Origin of the sequence: Pseudomonas sp. BNK-15 (assembly GCF_047456105.1) — a bacterium.
GTDB classification, from domain to species: domain Bacteria; phylum Pseudomonadota; class Gammaproteobacteria; order Pseudomonadales; family Pseudomonadaceae; genus Aquipseudomonas; species Aquipseudomonas putida_E.
Genome location: NZ_CP179898.1, coordinates 3,007,688 through 3,028,632, shown reverse-complemented (window position 1 = coordinate 3,028,632; position 20,945 = coordinate 3,007,688). Strand labels below are relative to the sequence as shown.

General features: G+C 63.1%; 21 protein-coding genes. 10 read left to right on the top strand and 11 right to left on the bottom strand.

From position 1 onward, the window contains the following. The first annotated feature begins 42 nt into the window (after window positions 1-42). A complete protein-coding gene (locus ACMGF5_RS13830) occupies window positions 43-1,566 on the top strand; it encodes a fumarate hydratase (RefSeq protein WP_016488901.1) in 1,524 nt (507 codons plus the stop codon). Window positions 1,567-1,639: 73 nt separating this feature from the next. On the opposite strand, the gene ACMGF5_RS13825 is transcribed toward ACMGF5_RS13830, so the two are convergent. From ACMGF5_RS13825 to ACMGF5_RS13795, 7 genes are all read right to left on the bottom strand, one after another. Continuing rightward, window positions 1,640-2,230, bottom strand: a complete 591-nt coding sequence (locus tag ACMGF5_RS13825; protein WP_115273664.1) for a GNAT family N-acetyltransferase — start codon at window positions 2,228-2,230, stop codon at window positions 1,640-1,642. 190 nt (window positions 2,231-2,420) lie between these two features. Then, a complete protein-coding gene (locus ACMGF5_RS13820) occupies window positions 2,421-2,999 on the bottom strand; it encodes a DJ-1/PfpI family protein (protein ID WP_012312917.1) in 579 nt (192 codons plus the stop codon). 52 nt (window positions 3,000-3,051) lie between these two features. After that, window positions 3,052-4,209, bottom strand: a complete 1,158-nt coding sequence (locus tag ACMGF5_RS13815; RefSeq protein WP_119688332.1) for a phospholipase D-like domain-containing protein — start codon at window positions 4,207-4,209, stop codon at window positions 3,052-3,054. 1 nt (window position 4,210) lies between these two features. Further along, on the bottom strand, window positions 4,211-4,792 hold the full coding sequence (locus ACMGF5_RS13810; protein WP_046784896.1) for a YceI family protein: 582 nt from the start codon (window positions 4,790-4,792) through the stop codon (window positions 4,211-4,213). A gap of 44 nt (window positions 4,793-4,836) precedes the next feature. Then, the gene (locus ACMGF5_RS13805; protein WP_046784895.1) at window positions 4,837-5,133 is read right to left on the bottom strand and encodes a hypothetical protein; all 297 of its coding nucleotides are present in this window, start codon (window positions 5,131-5,133) and stop codon (window positions 4,837-4,839) included. Continuing rightward, entirely contained in the window at window positions 5,130-6,212 is a 1,083-nt protein-coding gene (locus tag ACMGF5_RS13800) for a serine hydrolase domain-containing protein (protein WP_187306320.1), read from the bottom strand. The genes ACMGF5_RS13805 and ACMGF5_RS13800 overlap by 4 nt, the downstream gene beginning before the upstream one ends. A gap of 64 nt (window positions 6,213-6,276) precedes the next feature. After that, entirely contained in the window at window positions 6,277-7,164 is an 888-nt protein-coding gene (locus tag ACMGF5_RS13795; RefSeq protein ID WP_414156145.1) for an acyl-CoA dehydrogenase, read from the bottom strand. A 141-nt stretch (window positions 7,165-7,305) separates the two neighbouring features. On the opposite strand from ACMGF5_RS13795, the gene olsB reads away from it, so the two are divergent. Then, window positions 7,306-8,061: an L-ornithine N(alpha)-acyltransferase gene (gene olsB / locus ACMGF5_RS13790; RefSeq protein WP_174142076.1), complete on the top strand. Its 756-nt coding sequence runs from the start codon at window positions 7,306-7,308 to the stop codon at window positions 8,059-8,061. Then, window positions 8,061-8,849: a lysophospholipid acyltransferase family protein gene (locus tag ACMGF5_RS13785; protein WP_251961982.1), complete on the top strand. Its 789-nt coding sequence runs from the start codon at window positions 8,061-8,063 to the stop codon at window positions 8,847-8,849. The genes olsB and ACMGF5_RS13785 overlap by 1 nt, the downstream gene beginning before the upstream one ends. A gap of 21 nt (window positions 8,850-8,870) precedes the next feature. On the opposite strand, the gene ACMGF5_RS13780 is transcribed toward ACMGF5_RS13785, so the two are convergent. Next, a complete protein-coding gene (locus tag ACMGF5_RS13780) occupies window positions 8,871-9,452 on the bottom strand; it encodes an ACP phosphodiesterase (protein ID WP_115273660.1) in 582 nt (193 codons plus the stop codon). Window positions 9,453-9,604: 152 nt separating this feature from the next. Between ACMGF5_RS13780 and ACMGF5_RS13775 the strand changes: the two genes are divergently transcribed. Both ACMGF5_RS13775 and ACMGF5_RS13770 read left to right on the top strand, forming a co-directional pair. After that, window positions 9,605-9,907 carry an ArsR/SmtB family transcription factor gene (locus ACMGF5_RS13775; RefSeq protein ID WP_046784889.1) on the top strand — a complete coding sequence of 101 codons (303 nt, stop codon included), beginning with the start codon at window positions 9,605-9,607 and terminating at the stop codon, window positions 9,905-9,907. Window positions 9,908-9,925: 18 nt separating this feature from the next. Continuing rightward, window positions 9,926-10,975, top strand: a complete 1,050-nt coding sequence (locus tag ACMGF5_RS13770; RefSeq protein ID WP_046784888.1) for an alkene reductase — start codon at window positions 9,926-9,928, stop codon at window positions 10,973-10,975. Between the two features lie 124 nt (window positions 10,976-11,099). On the opposite strand, the gene ACMGF5_RS13765 is transcribed toward ACMGF5_RS13770, so the two are convergent. The 3 genes from ACMGF5_RS13765 to ACMGF5_RS13755 all read right to left on the bottom strand — a co-directional run bounded on the left by ACMGF5_RS13765 (window position 11,100) and on the right by ACMGF5_RS13755 (window position 13,947). Next, window positions 11,100-11,927: an ATPase gene (locus tag ACMGF5_RS13765; RefSeq protein WP_046784887.1), complete on the bottom strand. Its 828-nt coding sequence runs from the start codon at window positions 11,925-11,927 to the stop codon at window positions 11,100-11,102. An 87-nt stretch (window positions 11,928-12,014) separates the two neighbouring features. After that, window positions 12,015-13,010 carry an NAD-dependent epimerase/dehydratase family protein gene (locus ACMGF5_RS13760; RefSeq protein ID WP_119688328.1) on the bottom strand — a complete coding sequence of 332 codons (996 nt, stop codon included), beginning with the start codon at window positions 13,008-13,010 and terminating at the stop codon, window positions 12,015-12,017. 46 nt (window positions 13,011-13,056) lie between these two features. Next, complete coding sequence (locus ACMGF5_RS13755) at window positions 13,057-13,947, bottom strand: LysR family transcriptional regulator ArgP (RefSeq protein ID WP_046784885.1); 891 nt, start codon at window positions 13,945-13,947, stop codon at window positions 13,057-13,059. Window positions 13,948-14,037: 90 nt separating this feature from the next. Here ACMGF5_RS13755 and ACMGF5_RS13750 point away from each other — a divergent pair, with 90 nt between their 5' ends. The 5 genes from ACMGF5_RS13750 to ACMGF5_RS13730 all read left to right on the top strand — a co-directional run bounded on the left by ACMGF5_RS13750 (window position 14,038) and on the right by ACMGF5_RS13730 (window position 20,938). Next, complete coding sequence (locus tag ACMGF5_RS13750) at window positions 14,038-14,637, top strand: LysE/ArgO family amino acid transporter (RefSeq protein ID WP_046784884.1); 600 nt, start codon at window positions 14,038-14,040, stop codon at window positions 14,635-14,637. A gap of 211 nt (window positions 14,638-14,848) precedes the next feature. After that, window positions 14,849-15,445 (top strand): superoxide dismutase, encoded by a 597-nt coding sequence (locus ACMGF5_RS13745; RefSeq protein ID WP_012312902.1) that lies wholly within the window; start codon window positions 14,849-14,851, stop codon window positions 15,443-15,445. A 270-nt stretch (window positions 15,446-15,715) separates the two neighbouring features. Further along, window positions 15,716-17,767 (top strand): putative bifunctional diguanylate cyclase/phosphodiesterase, encoded by a 2,052-nt coding sequence (locus ACMGF5_RS13740; RefSeq protein WP_046784883.1) that lies wholly within the window; start codon window positions 15,716-15,718, stop codon window positions 17,765-17,767. A 146-nt stretch (window positions 17,768-17,913) separates the two neighbouring features. Next, the gene (locus ACMGF5_RS13735) at window positions 17,914-19,251 is read left to right on the top strand and encodes an imelysin family protein (protein WP_046784882.1); all 1,338 of its coding nucleotides are present in this window, start codon (window positions 17,914-17,916) and stop codon (window positions 19,249-19,251) included. A 259-nt stretch (window positions 19,252-19,510) separates the two neighbouring features. Continuing rightward, window positions 19,511-20,938 carry a di-heme oxidoredictase family protein gene (locus ACMGF5_RS13730; protein ID WP_119688327.1) on the top strand — a complete coding sequence of 476 codons (1,428 nt, stop codon included), beginning with the start codon at window positions 19,511-19,513 and terminating at the stop codon, window positions 20,936-20,938. The last annotated feature ends 7 nt before the right edge of the window (window positions 20,939-20,945 follow it).

The window sequence follows — 20,945 nt, the reverse complement described above, 5'->3', positions numbered from 1 at the left end:
AGGCCTTTACGAATGTTCCCGTCTTTAAGAGGAGCGCGCTGCATGACCGTGATCAAGCAAGACGACCTGATTCAGAGCGTCGCCGACGCCCTGCAATTCATTTCGTACTACCACCCCGTCGATTTCATCCAGGCGATGCACGAGGCCTACCTGCGTGAAGAGTCGCCTGCCGCGCGCGACTCCATCGCCCAGATCCTGATCAACTCGCGCATGTGCGCCACCGGCCACCGGCCGATCTGCCAGGATACCGGTATCGTCACCGTATTCGTGCGCGTCGGCATGGACGTGCGCTGGGACGGCGCCACCCTGAGCGTCGACGACATGATCAACGAAGGTGTGCGTCGCGCCTACAACCTGCCTGAAAACGTTCTGCGCGCTTCGATCCTGGCCGACCCGGCCGGTGCCCGCAAGAACACCAAGGACAACACTCCAGCCGTCATCCACTACTCGATCGTCCCTGGCGACAAGGTCGAAGTCGATGTGGCAGCCAAAGGCGGCGGCTCGGAAAACAAGTCGAAGATGGCCATGCTCAACCCGTCCGACTCGATCGTCGACTGGGTCCTGAAGACCGTCCCGACCATGGGTGCCGGCTGGTGCCCGCCCGGCATGCTCGGTATCGGCATCGGCGGTACCGCCGAAAAAGCCGCAGTCATGGCCAAGGAAGTGTTGATGGAGTCCATCGACATCCATGAACTCAAAGCCCGTGGCCCGCAGAACCGCCTCGAAGAGATCCGCCTGGAGCTGTTTGAGAAGGTCAACCAGCTGGGCATCGGCGCCCAGGGCCTGGGTGGCCTGACCACCGTGCTCGATGTCAAGATCATGGACTACCCGACCCACGCCGCATCCCTGCCGGTGTGCATGATCCCCAACTGCGCCGCCACCCGTCACGCGCATTTCGTGCTCGACGGCTCCGGCCCGGCCGAGCTTGAAGCCCCGTCGCTGGACGCCTACCCGGAAATCGTCTGGGAAGCCGGCCCGAGCGCCCGCCGCGTCAACCTCGACGACATCACCCCGGAAGAAGTGGCCAGCTGGAAGCCGGGCGAGACCATCCTGCTCAACGGCAAGATGCTCACCGGCCGCGATGCCGCGCACAAGCGCATGGTCGAGATGCTCAACCGTGGCGAAGCGCTGCCGGTTGACCTCAAAGGCCGCTTCATCTACTACGTCGGCCCGGTCGACCCGGTCGGTGACGAAGTGGTAGGCCCGGCTGGCCCGACCACCGCCACCCGGATGGACAAGTTCACCCGCCAGATCCTTGAACAGACCGGCCTGCTGGGCATGATCGGCAAGTCCGAGCGTGGCCCGACCGCCATCGAAGCGATCAAGGACAACAAGGCCGTTTACCTGATGGCCGTCGGCGGCGCTGCCTACCTGGTGGCCCAGGCGATTCGCAAGTCCAAGGTTCTGGCCTTCGCCGAACTGGGCATGGAAGCGATCTACGAGTTCGAAGTCAAAGACATGCCAGTCACCGTCGCGGTGGACAGCAACGGTGAGTCGGTGCACATCACCGGCCCTGCGCTGTGGCAGAGCAAGATCGCCGAAAGCCTGGCGGTAGAAGTCAAGTAAGCGGTATCGGGGCTGCTTTGCAGCCCCGATCGTTCATGCACCCCTATGGTTCACTGGCAGCCCGCCACGCGGATCATATGGGTAGTTCCTTGAGCCAGAATGACATGATCTTGTTGCTGCTTTCCTGTTCGCCCAAATCGCGCCAAGCGTAATGAGTGCGCAGGGATGGGTCATGCAGGAAGCCCCGGTTTCGCCAGAAACCGTGCAATGGCTTGTAGTTGGCAGGCCGTCTGGGGTGCATGCCAGGGCGCTCGACGGTGCAGAATGCGCAGTAGTCGAATTCGGCCAGCTTGTGCGCGTAGGATTCACGCTCGATGAAGAAGCGCACACCCAGGCCTTGGCCACGGTATTCGGGCAGCACCAGCGATTCGCCGAAATAGTACACGCTGGCAGGGTCGCGCCCCTGCGCCAGGAACGGCTGCTGAAACTTGGGCGCAACGTCCACCAGTGGCAGGCCGGTCGAGGCGCCAACCACACGCCCATCGTCCAGGGCCAGCACTACCAGGCTGCGGCCGGAGCGGGCATAGGCTGCCATGTGCTCGGCCTCAAACTCTACTGTGCCGTCATACAGATAGGGGAACTCGCGCAACACAGTCAGGCGCAGGCGAGCGAGGTCATCGATGTAAGGCGCGATAGCGGCACCGTGCAACAGGCGTATTTCCATGCTTGGCGGTCGTTCTGTCGAGGTGGGTGACGCGCTCGGCTAAGCCGGGCTTGAGGGGAAACCCTAACATCCGTACCAATGCCCCACCTTTTCCCCACACGACAGGAACTGTTCCAGGACCGCTACCGAACGGGTAAATGCCCACTACGCAGCTTTCAATGCCGGTGCATCCCAGCTTTCCTTGACTCGCTCAACTGATACGCGTCCCCAGCACCTTGAGGAAGGCCGCAAGCCATGCCGGGTGCGCCGGCCACGCAGGAGCCGTCACCAGGTTGCCATCTACGTGAGCCTGGTCCACGGCGATGTCGATGAACTTCCCCCCTGCCAGACGTACCTCCGGCGCACACGCCGGATACGCACTGCACTCACGCCCTTCCAGCACGCCGGCCGCCGCCAGCAACTGCGCACCATGGCAAACCGCCGCAATCGGCTTGCCGGCTTGGTCGAAAGCTTTGACCAACGCCAACACGCGCTCATCCAGGCGTAGATACTCCGGGGCTCGCCCACCGGGGATCAGCAAGGCATCGTAGCTTTCGGCACGGACCTGGACGAAGTCATGGTTCAGGGCAAAGTTGTGGCCTGGCTTCTCGCTGTAGGTCTGCTCGCCTTCAAAATCGTGGATCGCCGTGCGCACCGTCTGGCCCGCGATTTTTTCCGGGCACACCGCATGCACCGTGTGGCCCACCATGCTCAAGGCCTGGAAAGGCACCATCGCCTCGTAGTCCTCGACGTAGTCGCCCACCAGCATGAGAATCTTCTTCGCAGTCATCGCATCCACTCCTTCGGTAGTTTGGGGAACAACCACTGCACGATAGTCTGCTTCAGTCGCGACGGTCGAGCAGGTTGACCACAAGGCGGTCGAGCCAGCCCCACACCCGCTGCTTCACGCGGCGCCACAACGGCCGGGCGTGCCAGTGGTCAAGATCGACCTCGTCACTCAGGCTGAAGTCGCGCTCGAAGCTGGCGACCACGGCGGCCGTCAGCGGCGGGTCCAATGCCTCGACGTTGGCCTCCAGGTTGAAGCGCAGGTTCCAGTGATCGAAGTTGCACGAGCCGACGCTGACCCAATCATCCACCAGCGCCATCTTCAGGTGCAGGAAGCACGGCTGGTATTCGTAGATACGTACCCCCGCGCGTAATAAACGAGGGTAGTAACGATGACCGGCGTAGCGTACCGAGGGGTGATCGGTCCGCGGGCCGGTGAGCAGCAGGCGCACATCGACACCCTTGCCTGCCGCCCGGCGCAGCGAGCGGCGCACGCTCCAGGTAGGCAAAAAGTAAGGTGTGGCCAGCCAGACCCGCTGTTTACCGCTGTTGAGCGCACGCACCAGCGAATGCAGGATGTCACGGTGCTGGCGGGCGTCGGCATAGGCCACCCGGCCCATGCCCTGGCCCTGCACCGGCACCTTGGGCAGGCGCGGCAGGCCGAAGCCTTCAGCGGGGCGCCAGGCCGTACGGCGGTTGTTGGCCTGCCACTGGCGGTTGAACAGTAGCTGCCAATCGCTGACCACCGGGCCGCGCATCTGCACCATCACCTCATGCCACTCGCTGGTCGCTTCACCCGGCGTCCAGAACTCATCGGTGACACCGGTACCACCGACCACCGCCAAGCGCTCGTCAACCAGCAGCAGCTTGCGATGGTCGCGATACAGGTTGCGCAGGCCGCGGCGCCAGCGCAGGCGGTTGTACCAGCGCAGGTACACACCGGCATCCAGCAGGCGTTGGCGCAAAGCAGCATTGAAAGCCAGCGAGCCGTAGTCGTCGAACAGGCAACGCACGCGTACACCGCGCCGGGCCGCCTGCTCCAGTGCCTGGACCACCGCCTCGGCGCAGGCACCAGCCTCGACCAGGTACAGCTCAAGATCGACCTGGGCTTGAGCACCCTCGATCGCCTGGAGCATGCGTGGAAAGAATTCGGGGCCGTCGATCAGCAGTTCGAACTGGTTGCCATCGCGCCAGGGAAAGACCGGCCCCGGCATGTCAGCGGGCGTTGAAAATCAGCACCGCATTGACCGGTACCGTCGGGTTGATGGATTTGAGCTTGGCGAACTTGCGCAAGGTTTCCAGGCCGGGCAGCAGGCCGAAGTCGTGGGCGTGCAGTATCAACGGTTCGAGGGTCACCACCTGAAAGCGCCGCGCATCGAGGCGGGTTGCCAGCAACAAGGCGTTGTAGCTGTGCGACTGGCCATGCAGCGTAACGGTCAGTGGCAGGCGCAATTCGACCTGCGCGCCGTCGGCCAGGTCGTTTATCGGCCGCAGGTCGAGTTGGGCCTTGACCGTCGCTTCGGCAAAGCGGCCGACCTCGAACAGGTCGTCACGCATGCGCTCGTCCCGTAGCGGGATACCACTGCTCACCGAGTCCATCTCGATACGCAGCCCGGCTGCGCCCTTGCGGTCGACGGTGCCATGCAGTACCAGAAAACGATGGACCTCGGCCGTATCGCCGTCCTTGCCGGTGACGAATGAAAGGCGTGAGGATTCACCATCGAGGTGCCAATTGGCGTGGGCGGGCAGGCACAGAGCCAGCAACAGTGCGGGTAGAAGACGGGGCAGCTTGAACATGACAGATCTCGTGAAACCAGACCGCCAACCTTACCCGGCCGTCTTCATGGCAGCAAGCGGCAGCCAGCCTGCGCCCCCTGCCATGCCGCCTGATTGCGCTGGCCCAGGCCCGCTGCGACGACCAGACGCTGCTGGCTGTCCTCCTCCAGCATGCTCAACGGCAACCACTGCGCGACATAACCCCGGCAATAGGCGGGGTCCAAGCCCATGACAAAACGGCAGGAGCAATATTCCTTGGCCGAATAAGCCGAAAGAATACCGGGGAAATCCGCCAATGCCTGGCGTTCCAGCCAGGCCCAGCCCAACAAGGCAACCATCACCAGCCCCAGCAGGCGCTTCATGCACCCTCCTTGGCCAGCGCTGCCAGCACACGCTTGAGCAGTTCGTTATGGCGGTAACTGCCATCACGGTCGTCGGCGTAGCGGACGATGACCAGCTTGTGGGTCGGCAGTATGTAAAGGGCCTGGCCCCAGTGGCCGAGGGCGGCATAGGTGTCTGCCGGCGCGTCAGGCCACGGTGAAGCACTGCCCGGCAGTGGCTGGTTGAGCCACCAGTGGCCACCCGGGTTGGCTTCGCCGGGCAGCGGTGTGGCCTGGCTGAACAGGGTACGGTTGAAAGCAACCCAGCTTGCCGGCAGCAACTGGCGGCCACCCCAGCGTCCTTCACGCTGCATCAACAGGCCGATGCGCGCCAGGTCACGGGCACTGAGGTAGAGGTAGGAAGAGCCAACGAAGGTGCCACTGCCATCGCGTTCCCAAACGGCGCTGTGAATGCCCAGAGGGGTGAACAGCGCCTGCCAGGGGTAGTCAGGGTAAGCACTGCCCTTGAGCATGCCGCGCAATGCGGCGGCCAGGACATTGCTGTCGCCACTCGAATAAATGAATCGCTGCCCGGGCTTTTCGGCGACGGGCCTTGAAGCGGTATAAGCCGCCATGTCATGGCGCCCGCGCGTGTAGAGCATGGCCACTACCGAGGATTTCAGCGGTGCGTATTCGTAGTCTTCCTGCCAGGCCAGGCCACTGGCCCAATGCAACAGATCGGCCAGACGCACGTCGGGGTGTGCCTGCATGGGCGGGTAAAAGCGGGCCGCAGGGTCCTGCAGTTGAAAACGCCCCTCACCTTGGGCCACGCCCAGCACTGTCGCCAGCACGCTTTTGCTCACCGACCAGGTCAGGTGGGCGGTTTTCGCGGTGGTAGGTGCGGCGTACCGTTCGTGCAGGATACGGCCGTCACGGATGATCAGCAGGGCGTCGCTGCGAATGCCGCTGCGCTTGGTGGCGTCGCGTTCAGGGAAGGCATAGCTGTCGACAGCCTGCCAGTCGATGGCCGTGATGTCGGCCTGCCAATCCGGTAGGGGCCAGTCCTCTGCCCTGGCCGAACCGACCGCCACCGCCAGGATCAACAACCCTGCCCTCAACATAAACGCCTCTTGGGGCCGCAAGGCGACCCGGGTTTTCAACGGATCAGGCGATCCTGGCAGGCGTTCATGACAATCCGGCTGCCTCCCAAGCCTTGGCCAGGCGCTTTTCCCGAGCAGCCGTCGCCAGCGCCATCACCCCCTGATCACGCTGCCACAACTGCGCCCATTGCGCCGGCCCGGCCGACAGCGCTTTGTCGATGGCCCCTTTCAGTGCCTGAAACTGCGCAAACAAGCCCGCCAACAACAAATGGCAGCCAACACTGTCGGCGCACTGGCGGCTGGCCTCGGCACAGCCGGCCAACAAGGCAATCAGGCGCAACCGCAGCTCCTGTTGCCAGCCGCATTCCTGCGCTACGCCATACAACCAGGCAACCATCGCCGCCAGTACGTACAAATCTTCCAGCGAGCGAAACGGTTTGACGTACGCATCCCAACCATCACCTGCCAACAACTCGCAGGCAGCCTGGTGCAGTTGCAGGCGCCCGTGGCCGACCTCAGGCATCAAAGGCAGGGTCGGCAACGCCTCCAGGGTCACTCCTGGCTCACCCGGATAAACCACTCCCAGGCTCAGGCGCGGTGCTTCACCCTGCCCTTCGCTGCGCGCCGCCACCAGCAGCCATTCGGCGTCAAGCCCGGCGGTCACGAAGTCCTTGCGGCCGGTCAGGCGTAAACCCTCCAGGCGCGTCTGCATGTCCGCAGGGCGCACGCTACGCCGCTCGGTGGCGCATAACGCGCCGAGACTGGCCGGGGCGCTAGGCCACAGCATGCGCAAGGCGGCTTGGTAGCCAATGAGAAACGCCAGGCCGGGTGTGGCCATGGCGCGCCCACCCAGCACCGCCAGCTCGAACGGCGTGCACCCACCGAGGCGCTCGAGCTGCGCGGCATATGCCTCACCCAAAGTACCGGCCATAGGCTGGCGAAAGGGATCGTTGAGTCGTTGCAACCAGGCCATCGGACGCTCCTCGCTTGTCAGGGGGTGTCACGCAAGCATCACCAAAGGTTCACAGGGGTGACACCGCGCCTACCTAGGCTGACTTTGCACAACAAAGCCGACCGGCCGCAACCCTTCATGGCTGGCTTAGGGAGACTCGCAATGACTCGGACAGCTCGCTCTGGCGACAACAGCACTGAACGCCGTCTGCAAGCCGAACGCCTGGTCGGCGCCGCGGCCCTGCAGGAAGCACAGGCCCTGCGCTACAAAGTGTTCAGCGCAGAATTCAAGGCCAGGCTCAAGGGCGCTGAACTGGGCCTGGACATGGATGACTACGACGTACATTGCCGGCACATCGGTGTACGCGACCTGAACACCGGCGAACTGGTCGCCACCACCCGCCTGCTCGACCATCAGGCCGCCAGCAGCCTGGGGCGCTTCTACAGCGAAGAAGAATTCAGCCTGCATGGCCTGCTGCAACTGCAAGGCCCAATCCTCGAACTGGGCCGCACCTGCGTCGACCCCGGCTACCGCAACGGCGGCACCATCGCTGTGCTCTGGGGTGAGCTGGCCGAAGTGCTCAATGAAGGCCGCTACAGCTACCTGATGGGCTGCGCGAGCATCCCCATGCAGGATGGCGGGGTTCAGGCCCATGCCATCATGCAACGCCTGCGTGAGCGTTACCTGTGCAACGAACACCTGCGTGCGGAGCCAAAGAACCCGCTGCCCACCCTGGCCCTGCCGAACAACGTCATCGCCGAAATGCCGCCGCTGCTGAAGGCCTACATGCGCCTGGGTGCGAAGATCTGCGGTGAACCCTGTTGGGATGAGGACTTCCAGGTGGCCGACGTGTTCATCCTGCTCAAGCGTGATGACCTCTGCCCACGTTACGCCCGCCACTTCAAGGCAGCGGTCTGATGCCCAAACTGCGGGTGTTCGCCCGCCTCGCAAGGCTGTTGCTGGTACTGCTTTTCGGCATGCTCATGGCCAGCGTGATCGCCATCGGTGAACGCATGGGCATGAAGGCCTCCATCGAGCGCCGCCAGCGCTGGACCTGCCTGTTCATGAAACGCCTGGTCGCTGCCCTGCCCTTCGACGTGCGGGTAATCGGTGAACTGCCCAAACGGCCGATGTTGTGGGTCAGCAACCACGTGTCCTGGACCGATATCCCGCTGCTCGGCATGCTGCTGCCGCTGTCGTTTCTGTCCAAGGCCGAAGTCCGCCACTGGCCCGTGGCTGGCTGGCTGGCGGAGAAAGCCGGCACATTGTTCATCCGCCGCGGCGGCGGCGATAGCCAGCGCTTGCGTGAACAGATCAGCGCACAACTGGGCGACGCCAGGCCGCTGTTGATCTTCCCCGAGGGCACCACCACCGACGGGCGCCAGTTGCGCACCTTCCATGGGCGTTTGCTGGCAGGCGCCATCGATCAGGGTGTGGCAGTGCAGCCTGTTGCCATTGAGTACCTGCGCAACGGCGAGGCTGACCTGGTTGCGCCGTTCATCGGTGATGATGACCTCGTGTCACACCTGATGCGGCTGTTCGCCGAGCCGCGGGGTGAGGTGTGCATCCACCTGTTGCAGCCGATCAGCAGCGTGGACAAAGAACGCGCGGCGTTGGCATTTCAGGCGCAACAGGCTATCCACATTGCGTTGTTCGGGGTTGGCGAAGTCGAGGTGGCAGCGCGCCGGCAGGCCCGTGCTGCTTGATGCCTGATTGGCAGTACACCGCTATCGGCCAGACCTCTGTGCGGCGGCAAACGTCTGCAACTGTGGATAGAACTCACGGAAATCAGCCAGCAACGGCTCGTACAACCGCTCAAGCTCCGCCATCACGCCCATCATGCCCTCAGGCCGGGACAAGCGTCGCCCAATGCCGTTGAAGACCTGCTCCAGGGTGGAAAAATCGCCATACGCTCCCAGCCAGTCATCTGCGGCCATCAAGGGCGCAATGCGCGCCAGCCGCCCTGGCAACTCGGGCTCGGCCAGCAACACGCGATAGAACGCACCGGTGAACTGCTCCAGCGGCTGCTCGGCATAGTCGCCCCAGTGTTGCGCCAGGCAATGGTCGAAGAACACATCCACAATGATCCCGGCATAGCGGCGCCGCTCCCGGGGGAACCGCGCCAGCGCTGCCAATACCAACGGGTGCTGATCGGTGTAGCTGTCGATGTGCCGATGCAGCCGAATGGCAGCCTCCAGCGTTGGCGCAAAGCGCCCCTCCAGCGAGCCTTTGACGAAATCGCCGTACAGGCTGCCAAGCAGTTGTTGCGGCGCCGGGCCGCCCAGGTGCAGGTGTGCGAGGTAATTCATGGGCGCAGTTTAGCACTGCGCATCCGTATATCGTTATAACGCGATATAACGATTCGCGCTCAGCTCAGAACCACTTCATATTTCTATATCGCGAAATACCGATTTATATTTCGTCATATCGCGATATACCGCTACACCACGAGCCCCACACCATGCCTCTCGATCTCGACGACATAATAAAAGCCCTGGCCCACCCGGTCCGGCGAGAAATCCTCAACTGGCTGAAAGACCCGGCAGCGCACTTTCCCGCCCAGCACCACAGCACCGAGCACGGTGTCTGTGCCGGCCAGATCGATCAACGCTGCGGCCTGTCGCAGTCGACCGTTTCTGCCCACCTGGCAACGTTGCAGCGCGCAGGCCTGATCAGCAGCCAGAAGATCGGCCAGTGGCATTTTTTCAAACGCGACGAAGCCACCATCCAGGCGTTCCTCGAACAACTGCGCCAAGCGCTTTGACAAGGTAGGTAACCCGTTATGACCACGCTTTTCGATCCGATCACACTGGGCGATGTGCAACTGCCCAACCGCATCATCATGGCGCCGCTCACCCGCTGCCGCGCCGACGAAGGCCGGGTGCCCAACGCGCTGATGGCCGAGTACTACGTGCAGCGCGCCAGCGCCGGGCTGATCCTCAGTGAAGCGACCTCGGTCTCTGCCATGGGCGTCGGCTACCCTGATACGCCAGGCATCTGGAACGACCAGCAGGTACGCGGCTGGAACAACGTGACCAAGGCCGTGCACGGCGCAGGCGGTCGTATATTCCTGCAGTTGTGGCATGTTGGCCGCATTTCCCACCCCAGCTATTTGAACGGTGAACTGCCGGTGGCTCCCAGCGCCATCCAGCCCAAGGGCCATGTCAGCCTGGTGCGCCCGATCACCGAATACCCGACCCCACGGGCCTTGGAAAGCGAAGAAATCGCCGACATCGTCGAGGCTTACCGCAGTGGCGCAGAGAACGCCAAGGCTGCCGGTTTCGATGGCGTGGAAATTCACGGTGCCAACGGCTATCTGCTCGACCAGTTCCTGCAGAGCAGCACCAACCAGCGCACCGACCGCTACGGTGGTTCACTGGAAAACCGTGCCCGCCTGCTGCTGGAGGTGACAGACGCCGCCATCGGCGTGTGGGGCGCAGGCCGTGTCGGCGTGCACCTTGCACCGCGCGCAGACTCCCATGACATGGGTGATGCCGACCGCGCCGAGACCTTCACCTATGTAGCGCGGGAACTGGGCAAGCGGGGTATCGCCTTCATCTGCTCTCGGGAGAAAGAAGCCGATGACAGTATCGGCCCGCTGATCAAAGCAGCGTTCGGTGGCCCTTACATCGTCAACGAGCGGTTCGACAAGGCCAGTGCCAATGCCGCGTTGGCCAGTGGCAAGGCGGATGCGGTGGCATTTGGCGTGCCGTTCATTGCCAACCCGGACCTGCCGGCACGGCTGGCAGCCGATGCGCCGCTGAACCAGGCGCACCCGGAGACCTTCTATGCAAAAGGGCCGGTGGGGTACATCGATTACCCGCGGCTGTAAGTCAGATCGCCGGGGCCGCTTTGCGGCCCTTCGCGACACAAGGCCGCCCCGACAGTCGACCGCTCAATTTCGTGTAGGAGCGGCCTTGTGTCGCGAAAGGAGGGCGAAGCCCTCCCCTAAGGCCCTAAGGCCGAGCATTGATCTGCTGCTGCAGGTTCTGAATCTGGCTCTGCAAGGTGTTGAAGTTACGCGTGGTCTGCCCACGAAACGCATCGAACTCCTGCACCGAAGCGCCACTTGCTGGCGCCGCAGCCGGGCGATTGTCCACCTGGCTCTTCAATACCAGCACGTCCTGCTCCAGGCTCTCGATCGCCGCTTTCGGGTTGCCCTGCTTCTTCAGTGCGGCCACCTCCTCGCTAAGGCTCTTGAGCTGCCCATCGAGCTTGCCGCCATCCACCTGGCCTGACTTCAACGCCGCCAGCTCGGCATTCACCGCCTTCAACTGCGCCTGTAACTGGGTTTGCAGCTCAGTTACCGCCTTTTGCTGCTCGCGGGTATCGGCCAGCACCTGCTCCAGACGCTTGCCCAGGTCACCCGTCTGCCCGGCCACCCCCTGCTGTTGCTTGCCCTGCTCGGCCAGGCTGGCCTGCAGTTGGCGGATCTGCAGCTTGAGCGCCTCACTGCCGGTGCTGGTAGAGCTCTCGGTGGCAGCGACCTTGCCACTGATCGCCTGCAAGCGCCCCGCCGCTTCCTCGCTGATGCGCGCAAAGCTTTCCTGAGTGGCCACCAGTTGCTGCTCCATCAGCGAGATCTGCTGAAAGCTCCACCAGCCGAGCCCGGCCAGCGCGATGAACGAAGCCCCCAGCAACGCCCACAGTGGGCCGGTACTGGCGGGCCTGGTGGCCTTCTGGCGGTTGCGCGACACACGCGCCGGCAACAGTTCGTCGTCATCCGGGGTGCCGGCACGCAGGGTTGGCACATCATCAAAATCGTCGTGGGCATCGTTACGCATGGATAGTTTCAACCGCGGTAGTAGCAAAGAGACATGAGTATAAACCGCTCACGCGGCGCACTGATGACCATCATCCTGGCGCCTGGTTCACTGGCCAAGGGGCTGGTGCTTCCACCACGCGCAAAATTCATCCAGCGCCGTCCACAGGCTGACCTTGGGCTGATAGTCCAGGTACTGCCGGGCGCGGCTGATATCCAGGGTGAAATCGCGGCTCATCACTTGCATCCCCAGGCGCGTGAGGGTGGGCTGGGGTCGCCCGGGCCAGAGCATGCAAGCGGCCTCGTTCAGCGCCGCCATGCTGTAGGCCAGGCCGTAGGCGCGATAACGGGTCACCTGGGGCAACTGCATCTGGCGCATCACGTAATTGACCACATCCCACAATGGCAACGGTTGACCATTACTGATGTTGTAGGCCTGCCCTAACGCGCGATCATCGGCGAACAGCGCGCCAAGCAGTGCCTCATTGAGATTGTGCACGCTGGTGAAATCGACTTTGTTCAGGCCGTTGCCGATGATCGCCACACGGCCCTTGCGCTGCATCTGCATCAGCCGCGGGAAAATACTGGCATCACCGGCTCCGGTTACAAAGCGCGGGCGCAGGGCCAGAACTTCGAGCCCGAACTCCTGGGCGCCGAAAACCTTTTGTTCAGCAAGGTATTTGGTCTGCGCGTAATGATGGTGAAAGCGGCGCGGCACCTGGTCTTCGCGGATATCCAGGCGCGAACGGCCATTGAAGTAGATCGACGGCGACGACAGGTGTACCAGGCGACGGACATGCTCCTTCAAGCAGCCCTCGACCACGTTCTCGGTGACCACCACATTGCCCTGGTAAAAATCCTGATAGCGCCCCCAGGTGCCCACCGCCCCCGCGCAATGCACCACCGCCTCGACGCCCTGGCACAGGCGCCGGGCCAGTTCGGCGTCACCGAGGTCGCCGGGGATGAACTGCGCACCGCGCTTGACCAGGTGCTCGACGCCCTCGGCGCGCCGGCCGCTGACCCGCACATCCAGGCCTTGCTCCAGGGCGAAGCGCGCAAAGCGCCCGCCGATGAAGCCGCTCGCGCCAGTGACCAGAATTCGCATGTAACACTCCGCCTCAGATTTCAGATGCAACAGACGCCAGCCGCCACTACAAGGGCACCAGCCAATGCTGTGCCGTGTGCCGCAGGTGTTCGGTCAGTTGCGCGAGCAGTTGCCCGCCGTTGCGCCAATGATGCCAGTACAGCGGCACATCGATGGGGGTATCGGCACAAATTTCCACCAGTCGCCCACTACTCAACTGCTCACGGGCCTGCAACTCAGGCACCAGGCCCCAGCCCAGGCCAGCTTCGGTCATGCGCAGGAAGCCTTCGGACGACGGGCAAAGGTGATGCAGGAAGCCATCTTCGATACCGAGAGAAGCGAGGTATCGGTGCTGCAGAAAATCGTCCGGGCCGTACACGATCGCCGGCGTGCGGGCCAGGCGCCGGGCCTCGAAACCCATTGGGAAATAGCGCGCCATGAATGCCGGGCTGGCCAGCGCCCGGTAGCGCATGGCACCCAGCGGCATGCTGCGGGCGCCGGCCACCGGCCGCTCACTGCCGCACAGGCAGGCCGCCACCTCCCCGGCACGCATGCGCTTCAGGCCAACCTCCTGGTCTTCCACCACAAGGTCGGTGAGTACCTGCTGCTCGGCGCAGAACGAACCCACCGCAGCTGCCCACCAGGTCGCCAGGCTATCAGCGTTGAGCGCAATGCGCAGACGCTCTGGCATGCCCTCTTCATCGAGTGCCGGTACCTGACGCTGCAGGTCACGTTCGAGCAGCCGCACCTGCTGCACATGGTTGAGCAACTGTCGCCCGACCTCGGTCGGGCTCGGTGGCGCGGCGCGCACCAGCACCGGCTGACCAACCCGCGCCTCGAGCAGCTTGATGCGCTGTGAGATAGCCGATTGCGACAGCCCCAGCACCTGCGCTGCACGTTCGAAACCACCTTGCTCGATCACCGCCGCGAGCGCGGCAAGCAGCTTGTAGTCGAACATCGATTTTCCTAATGACGGATCAGCACTATTTGTTTTTCTTATACAGGGGGGATCCGCACAATAGCCAGCATCTTCTCTGGAGTATCTGCCATGTGGCAAAGCTATCTGAACGGCATGCTGGTGGCCTTCGGCCTGATCATGGCCATTGGCGCACAGAACGCCTTCGTCCTGGCGCAGAGCCTGCGCCGTGAACATCACCTGCCGGTGGCAGCACTGTGCATCGTCTGCGACGCCCTGCTGGTAGCCGCCGGTGTATTCGGCCTGGCCACGGTGCTGGCGCATAATCCGACGCTGCTGGCGATTGCACGCTGGGGTGGCGCGGTGTTTCTGCTCTGGTACGGCGCCAAGGCCCTGCGCAGTGCATGCTCCAAACAGAGCCTGCAGCATCAGCAAGGCCAAGGCATGCGCTCGCGGCGTGCGGTGCTGCTCAGTGCACTGGCCGTTACCCTCCTGAACCCCCATGTGTACCTGGACACCGTGTTGCTGATCGGCTCGCTGGGCGCACAGCAGACCGTGCCGGGCGCCTATGTGGCAGGGGCCGCCAGCGCTTCGCTGCTATGGTTCTCGACTTTGGCGATCGGTGCTGCATGGCTGGCGCCCTGGCTGGCCCGCCCGGCAACCTGGCGGATGCTCGACCTGATGGTGGCCGTGATGATGTTCGCCGTGGCGGCGCAGCTGATCTTTGCTTGAGCTGCAAGCTTGCAACGGAGCGCCACCCGTCGGCGGCAGGCAACCGCTCTGGAACCTCTATTCCCTATCTTTGTTGCGTGGTTATGCGGCGGGGCTGGTGCTATGATCCAGCCCTTGCGTCGCAAAGAGTACAAACTCGCCGACGCACATAGGGCCGCCCGTGATCGGCCTTGCGCAAACCGCGAACTAGACCTGAATCAGGAGATCCACCATGGCTTTTGAATTGCCGCCGCTGCCGTACGCCCACGATGCCCTGCAGCCGCACATCTCCAAGGAAACCCTGGAGTATCACCACGACAAGCACCACAACACCTACGTCGTGAACCTGAACAACCTGGTCCCAGGCACCGAATTCGAAGGCAAGACCCTGGAAGAGATCGTCAAGAGCTCTTCGGGCGGCATCTTCAACAACGCCGCTCAAGTCTGGAACCACACCTTCTACTGGAACTGCCTGTCGCCAAACGGTGGTGGCCAGCCTACCGGTGCGCTGGCTGAAGCCATCAACGCCGCATTCGGTTCCTTCGACAAGTTCAAGGAAGAGTTCACCAAGACTTCGGTTGGCACCTTCGGTTCCGGCTGGGGCTGGCTGGTCAAGAAGGCCGACGGCTCCCTGGCCCTGGCCAGCACCATCGGTGCCGGCTGCCCGCTGACCAGCGGCGACACCCCGCTGCTGACCTGCGACGTCTGGGAACACGCCTACTACATCGACTACCGCAACCTGCGTCCGAAGTACGTAGAAGCATTCTGGAACCTGGTCAACTGGGCCTTCGTTGCCGAGCAGTTCGAAGGCAAGACCTTCAAGGCCTGATCTTGCGCCTTGAACTGAAAACCCGGCCATGCGCCGGGTTTTTTTATGGCCGGTGCCGGCATCACAGGCTCCCAACGAACAGTTTTCCCGGCGGCTCTTGCTCCCCCCGCAGAGCGCGCTAACATCAAACGTCTGAAAGTTCGCTACAGCGCACTCAAGTTGCAGGGTCAGGCAACCGATACACTGCTCAGGGCAGCTCCACCGGCCGATAGTGTATCGCCAAGGTTAATGGCAAAATGATGTCATGCGCATGGATTAAGGAAACCCCCATTGAAGCTGGAATTGCGGAACAGCTTATCGGTCAAGTTGCTCAGGGTCGTGCTCCTTTCGGCGCTGGCGGTCGGTGTCGTTCTTAGCTGCGCGCAGATCGTCTATGACACCTACAAGACCCGTCAGACCGTCGACAGCGACGCCCAGCGCATCCTCGACATGTTTCGCGATCCCTCGACCCAGGCGGTCTACAGCCTTGATCGGGAAATGGGCATGCAGGTCATGGAAGGCCTGTTCCAGGACGAGTCTGTACGCCAGGCTTCCATCGGCCACCCCAATGAAACCATGCTCGCCGAAAAGTCCCGCCCGCTGCAGGACTCTCCCGTACGCTGGTTGACCGACCTGCTCCTTGGCCAGGAACGCACCTACACCACTCAGTTGGTCGGCCGCGGCCCCTACAGCGAGTACTACGGTGACCTGAGCATCACCCTGGACACTGCCGCCTACGGTGAAGGCTTCCTGCTCAACGCCATCATCATCTTCATTTCCGGCGTGCTGCGCGCCCTGGCCATGGGCCTGGTGCTGTACCTGGTCTACCACTGGCTGCTGACCAAACCGCTGTCGAAAATCATCGAGCACCTCACCCAGATCAACCCTGACCGCCCCAGCCAGCACCAGATTCCGCTGCTCAAAGGCCATGAAAAAAACGAACTGGGCATCTGGGTCAACACCGCCAACCAGCTGCTGGCCTCGATCGAGCGCAATACCCATCTGCGCCACGAAGCCGAAAACAGCCTGCAACGCATGGCCCAATACGACTTCCTGACCGGCCTGCCGAACCGCCAGCAGCTACAGGCACAGCTCGACAAGATCCTTATAGACGGCGCCCGCCTGCAGCATCGCGTCGCCGTACTGTGCGTGGGCCTGGACGACTTCAAAGGCATAAACGAGCAGTTCAGCTATCAGGTCGGCGACCAGTTGCTGCTCGCCCTGGCGGACCGCCTGCGCGCCCACAGTGGCCGCCTGGGGGCGCTGGCACGCCTGGGTGGCGACCAGTTCGCCCTGGTGCAGGCCACTATCGAACAGCCCTACGAGGCCGCAGAACTGGCGCAGAGCATCCTCGATGACCTGGAAGCACCGTTCGACCTGGATCACCAGCAGATTCGCCTGCGCGCCACCATCGGCATCACCCTGTTCCCCGAAGACGGCGACAGCACCGAGAAGCTGCTGCAAAAGGCCGAGCAGACCATGACCTTGGCCAAGGCCCGCTCGCGCAACCGCTACCAGTTCTACATCGCCAGCGTCGACAGCGAGATGCGTCGACGCCGTGAATTGGAAAAGGACCTGCGCGAGGCGCTGTCGCGCAACCAGTTGTTCCTTGTCTACCAGCCGCAGATCAGCTACCGCGATCACCGCGTGGTCGGCGTCGAAGCCTTGCTGCGCTGGCAGCATCCTGAACTTGGCATGGTCCCGCCGGACCAGTTCATCCCGCTGGCCGAACAGAACGGCAACATCATCACCATCGGCGAGTGGGTACTCGACCAGGCCTGCAGGCAACTGCGCGAATGGCATGATCTGGGCTTCAGCGAACTGCGCATGGCAGTCAACCTGTCCACCGTGCAACTGCATCACAACGAACTTCCGCGCGTGGTCAACAATCTGCTGCAGGCTTACCGTCTGCCACCGCGCAGCCTGGAACTGGAAGTGACCGAGACCGGCCTGATGGAAGACATCAGCACCGCCGCCCAGCACCTGCTCAGCCTGCGCCGCTCCGGTGCGATGATCGCCATCGACGACTTCGGCACCGGTTACTCGTCGCTCAGCTACCTCAAGTCGCTGCCACTGGACAAGATCAAGATCGACAAGAGCTTCGTCCAGGACCTGCTGGACGACGATGACGATGCCACCATCGTTCGGGCGATCATCCAGTTGGGCAAAAGCCTGGGCATGCAGGTGATCGCCGAGGGCGTGGAGACGTCCGAGCAGGAAGCCTACATCATCGCCCAAGGCTGCCACGAAGGTCAGGGCTATCACTACAGCAAGCCACTGTCAGCGCGCGAGCTGACCAGTTTCCTGCGCCAGGCCCAGCGCAATCAGGTTTCTGCGTTATAACCCCTGCCCCTGTTGGTTCCAGGCCTTAACCGGCATTTACATAATTGCGCCCCACCCCTTTACAGCAAATGCAAATCTTTCGCATGATGTTGTAGTTTTACGTGCCACGGCGCACTGTCCAACCACACGACGCAGGGAAACCAACAATGATTCGTATGCCTCTGGCCTCCGCCAGTCTGCTGGCCATCGCCATCGCTCTCGCCGGTTGCGGTGAAAGCAAGGACGAGAAGGCCGCCGCCCCGCAAGCTGCGGCACCTGCCGCCGCGAGCACCGCCGCCGCAGCACCGGCTGCTGTCGACGAAGCGGCCGGCAAGGCCGTGGTCAAGCATTACACCGAGATGGTCTACGCCGTTTACAGCGACTCGCTGAGCACGGCCAAGTCCCTGCAAACAGCCATCGATGCATTCCTCGCCAACCCCAACGACGACACCCTCAAAGCTGCCAAAGAAGCCTGGGCTGCAGCGCGCGTACCGTACCTGCAGAGCGAAGCCTTCCGCTTCGGCAACACGATCATCGACGACTGGGAAGGCCAGGTGAACGCCTGGCCGCTTGACGAAGGCCTGATCGACTACGTCGACAAGAGCTACGAACATGCGCTGGGCAACCCGGCTGCCAGCTCGAACATCATTGCCAACACCGAAATCCAGGTCGGTGAGGAGAAGGTCGATGTCAAGGACATCACCCCTGAGAAACTGGCCAGCCTGAACGAACTGGGCGGCTCCGAAGCCAACGTCGCCACTGGTTACCACGCCATCGAATTCCTGCTCTGGGGCCAGGACCTCAACGGTACCGGCCCGGGCGCAGGCAACCGCCCTGCTTCGGACTACCTCGAAGGTAAAGGCGCCACCGGCGGCCACAACGAGCGTCGCCGCGCCTACCTGAAGTCGGTCACCGAGCTGCTGGTCAAGGACCTCGAAGAAATGGTCGGCAACTGGGCCCCGAACGTCGCCGACAACTACCGCGCCACGCTGGAAGCCGAGCCTGCCACCGACGGCCTGCGCAAGATGCTGTTCGGCATGGGCAGCCTGTCGCTGGGCGAACTGGCTGGCGAGCGCATGAAGGTCTCGCTGGAAGCCAATTCGCCGGAAGACGAACAGGACTGTTTCAGCGACAACACCCACTACTCGCACTTCTACGACGCCAAAGGCATCCGCAACGTCTACCTGGGTGAGTACACCCGCGCCGACGGTACCAAGCTGACCGGCCCAAGCCTGTCGTCGCTGGTGGCCAAGGCCGACCCGGCTGCCGACGCTACCCTCAAGGCCGACCTGGAAGCGACCGAGGCGAAGCTTCAGGTCATTGTCGACCACGCGCTCAAAGGCGAGCATTACGACCAACTGATCGCAGCCGACAACGCTGCCGGCAACCAGGTCGTACGCGATGCCATTGCCTCCCTGGTCAAGCAGACCGGTGCGATCGAGCAGGCTGCGGGCAAGCTGGGCATTGCCAACCTGAACCCGGACACTGCCGATCACGAGTTCTGATTCGGCATTGGCAGGCAAAAAAGGCTAACGCCAGTCAGTTAGCGTTAGTAGGCTGCTACGCAGCCCGTCGCCGGCAAGCCTGCTCCCACCGGGGCCGCGCAGTTCTTGAGTTCTGCGCGGTATCTGTGAGGGCTGGCTTGCCTGCGGCAGGGCCAAAACTGACAGCAGTTTCATCCAGCAATTGCAAATTCCTCTTATTCAAACATTCTCAGCCTGCTAAGCTTGCACGCCGGTTTTTCGCCTACGCCCAGGATTTTGCATGTCCTTGTCGCTGTCCCGACTCTCCCCTCCGCTGCTGGCCCTCGCCCTTGCCGCCTGTGACGACGCCCCGCGTTTCACTCAGGCAGAGCCTGGCGAAGCGCTGTCCGGTGGCCAGGCGACTGTCCAGCGCAACGACCGCAATGCCTTTTCCCTGCCCTCGGCCAACCTGTCGCCCGAGCGCCGCCTGGACTTTGCCGTAGGCAACAGCTTTTTCCGCAACCCCTGGGTGATCGCCCCGTCCACCACCACTGCACGCGATGGCCTGGGCCCACTGTTCAACACCAACGCCTGTCAGAACTGCCACGTACGCGACGGCCGTGGCCATCCGCCAGAGCCTGGCGACAGCAACGCGGTGTCGATGCTGGTGCGCCTGTCGATCCCCGACCAGCCTTACCTGGCAAAAGAAATCGAGCGCCTGGGCGTGGTCCCGGAGCCTGTCTATGGCACCCAGTTGCAGGACATGGCCAACCCTGGTGTGGCCCCGGAAGGCAAGGTGCGCGTGACTTACGACAACCAGACCGTCAGCTTCAACGACGGCCATAAGGTCGAACTGCGTCGCCCTACCCTGCAAATCACCCAGCTCGGCTATGGGCCGATGCACCCTGACACCCGGTTCTCTGCACGCGTGGCACCGCCCATGATCGGCCTGGGCCTGCTCGAAGCCATCCCCGAAGCTCAGATTCTGGCCAACGAAGACCCCGATGATCGCAACCGCGACGGTATTCGCGGCCGGGCCAACCGGGTTTGGGACGACGCCCAGAGCAAGACCGTGGTCGGTCGCTTTGGCTGGAAGGCCGGGCAACCGAACGTCAACCAGCAGAACGTGCACGCCTTTGCCGGTGACATGGGCTTGACCAGCACCCTGCAGCCCCGGGACGACTGCACCCCGGCGCAGCGCGATTGCCTTGCAGCCCCCAATGGCGACGGCACCGACGGCGAAAAGGAAGTCAGCGACAACATCCTGCGCCTGGTCACCTTTTACACCCGCAACCTGGGCGTGCCAGCCCGGCGCGATGTCGGCGCCCCGCAAGTGCTGGCCGGCAAGAACCTGTTCTATCAGGCCGGCTGCCAGGGATGCCACACCCCGCAGTTCACCACTGCCGCCGACGCCCCCGAGCCAGAGCTGGCCGGGCAAGTGATCCGCCCCTACAGCGACCTGCTGCTGCACGACATGGGCCCGGGCCTTGCCGACGATCGCACCGAATTTGCCGCCAACGGCCAAGACTGGCGAACCCCGCCGCTGTGGGGCATCGGCCTGAGTCCAGCGGTCAGTGGCCACACCCAGTACCTGCATGACGGCCGCGCCCGCAACCTGCTCGAGGCCGTGCTCTGGCACGGCGGCGAAGCGCAGGCAGCGCGCGACCATGTTCTGACTTTCAATGCCGAGCAGCGCGCTGCGCTGCTGGCTTTCCTGAACTCACTTTAAAAGCGCA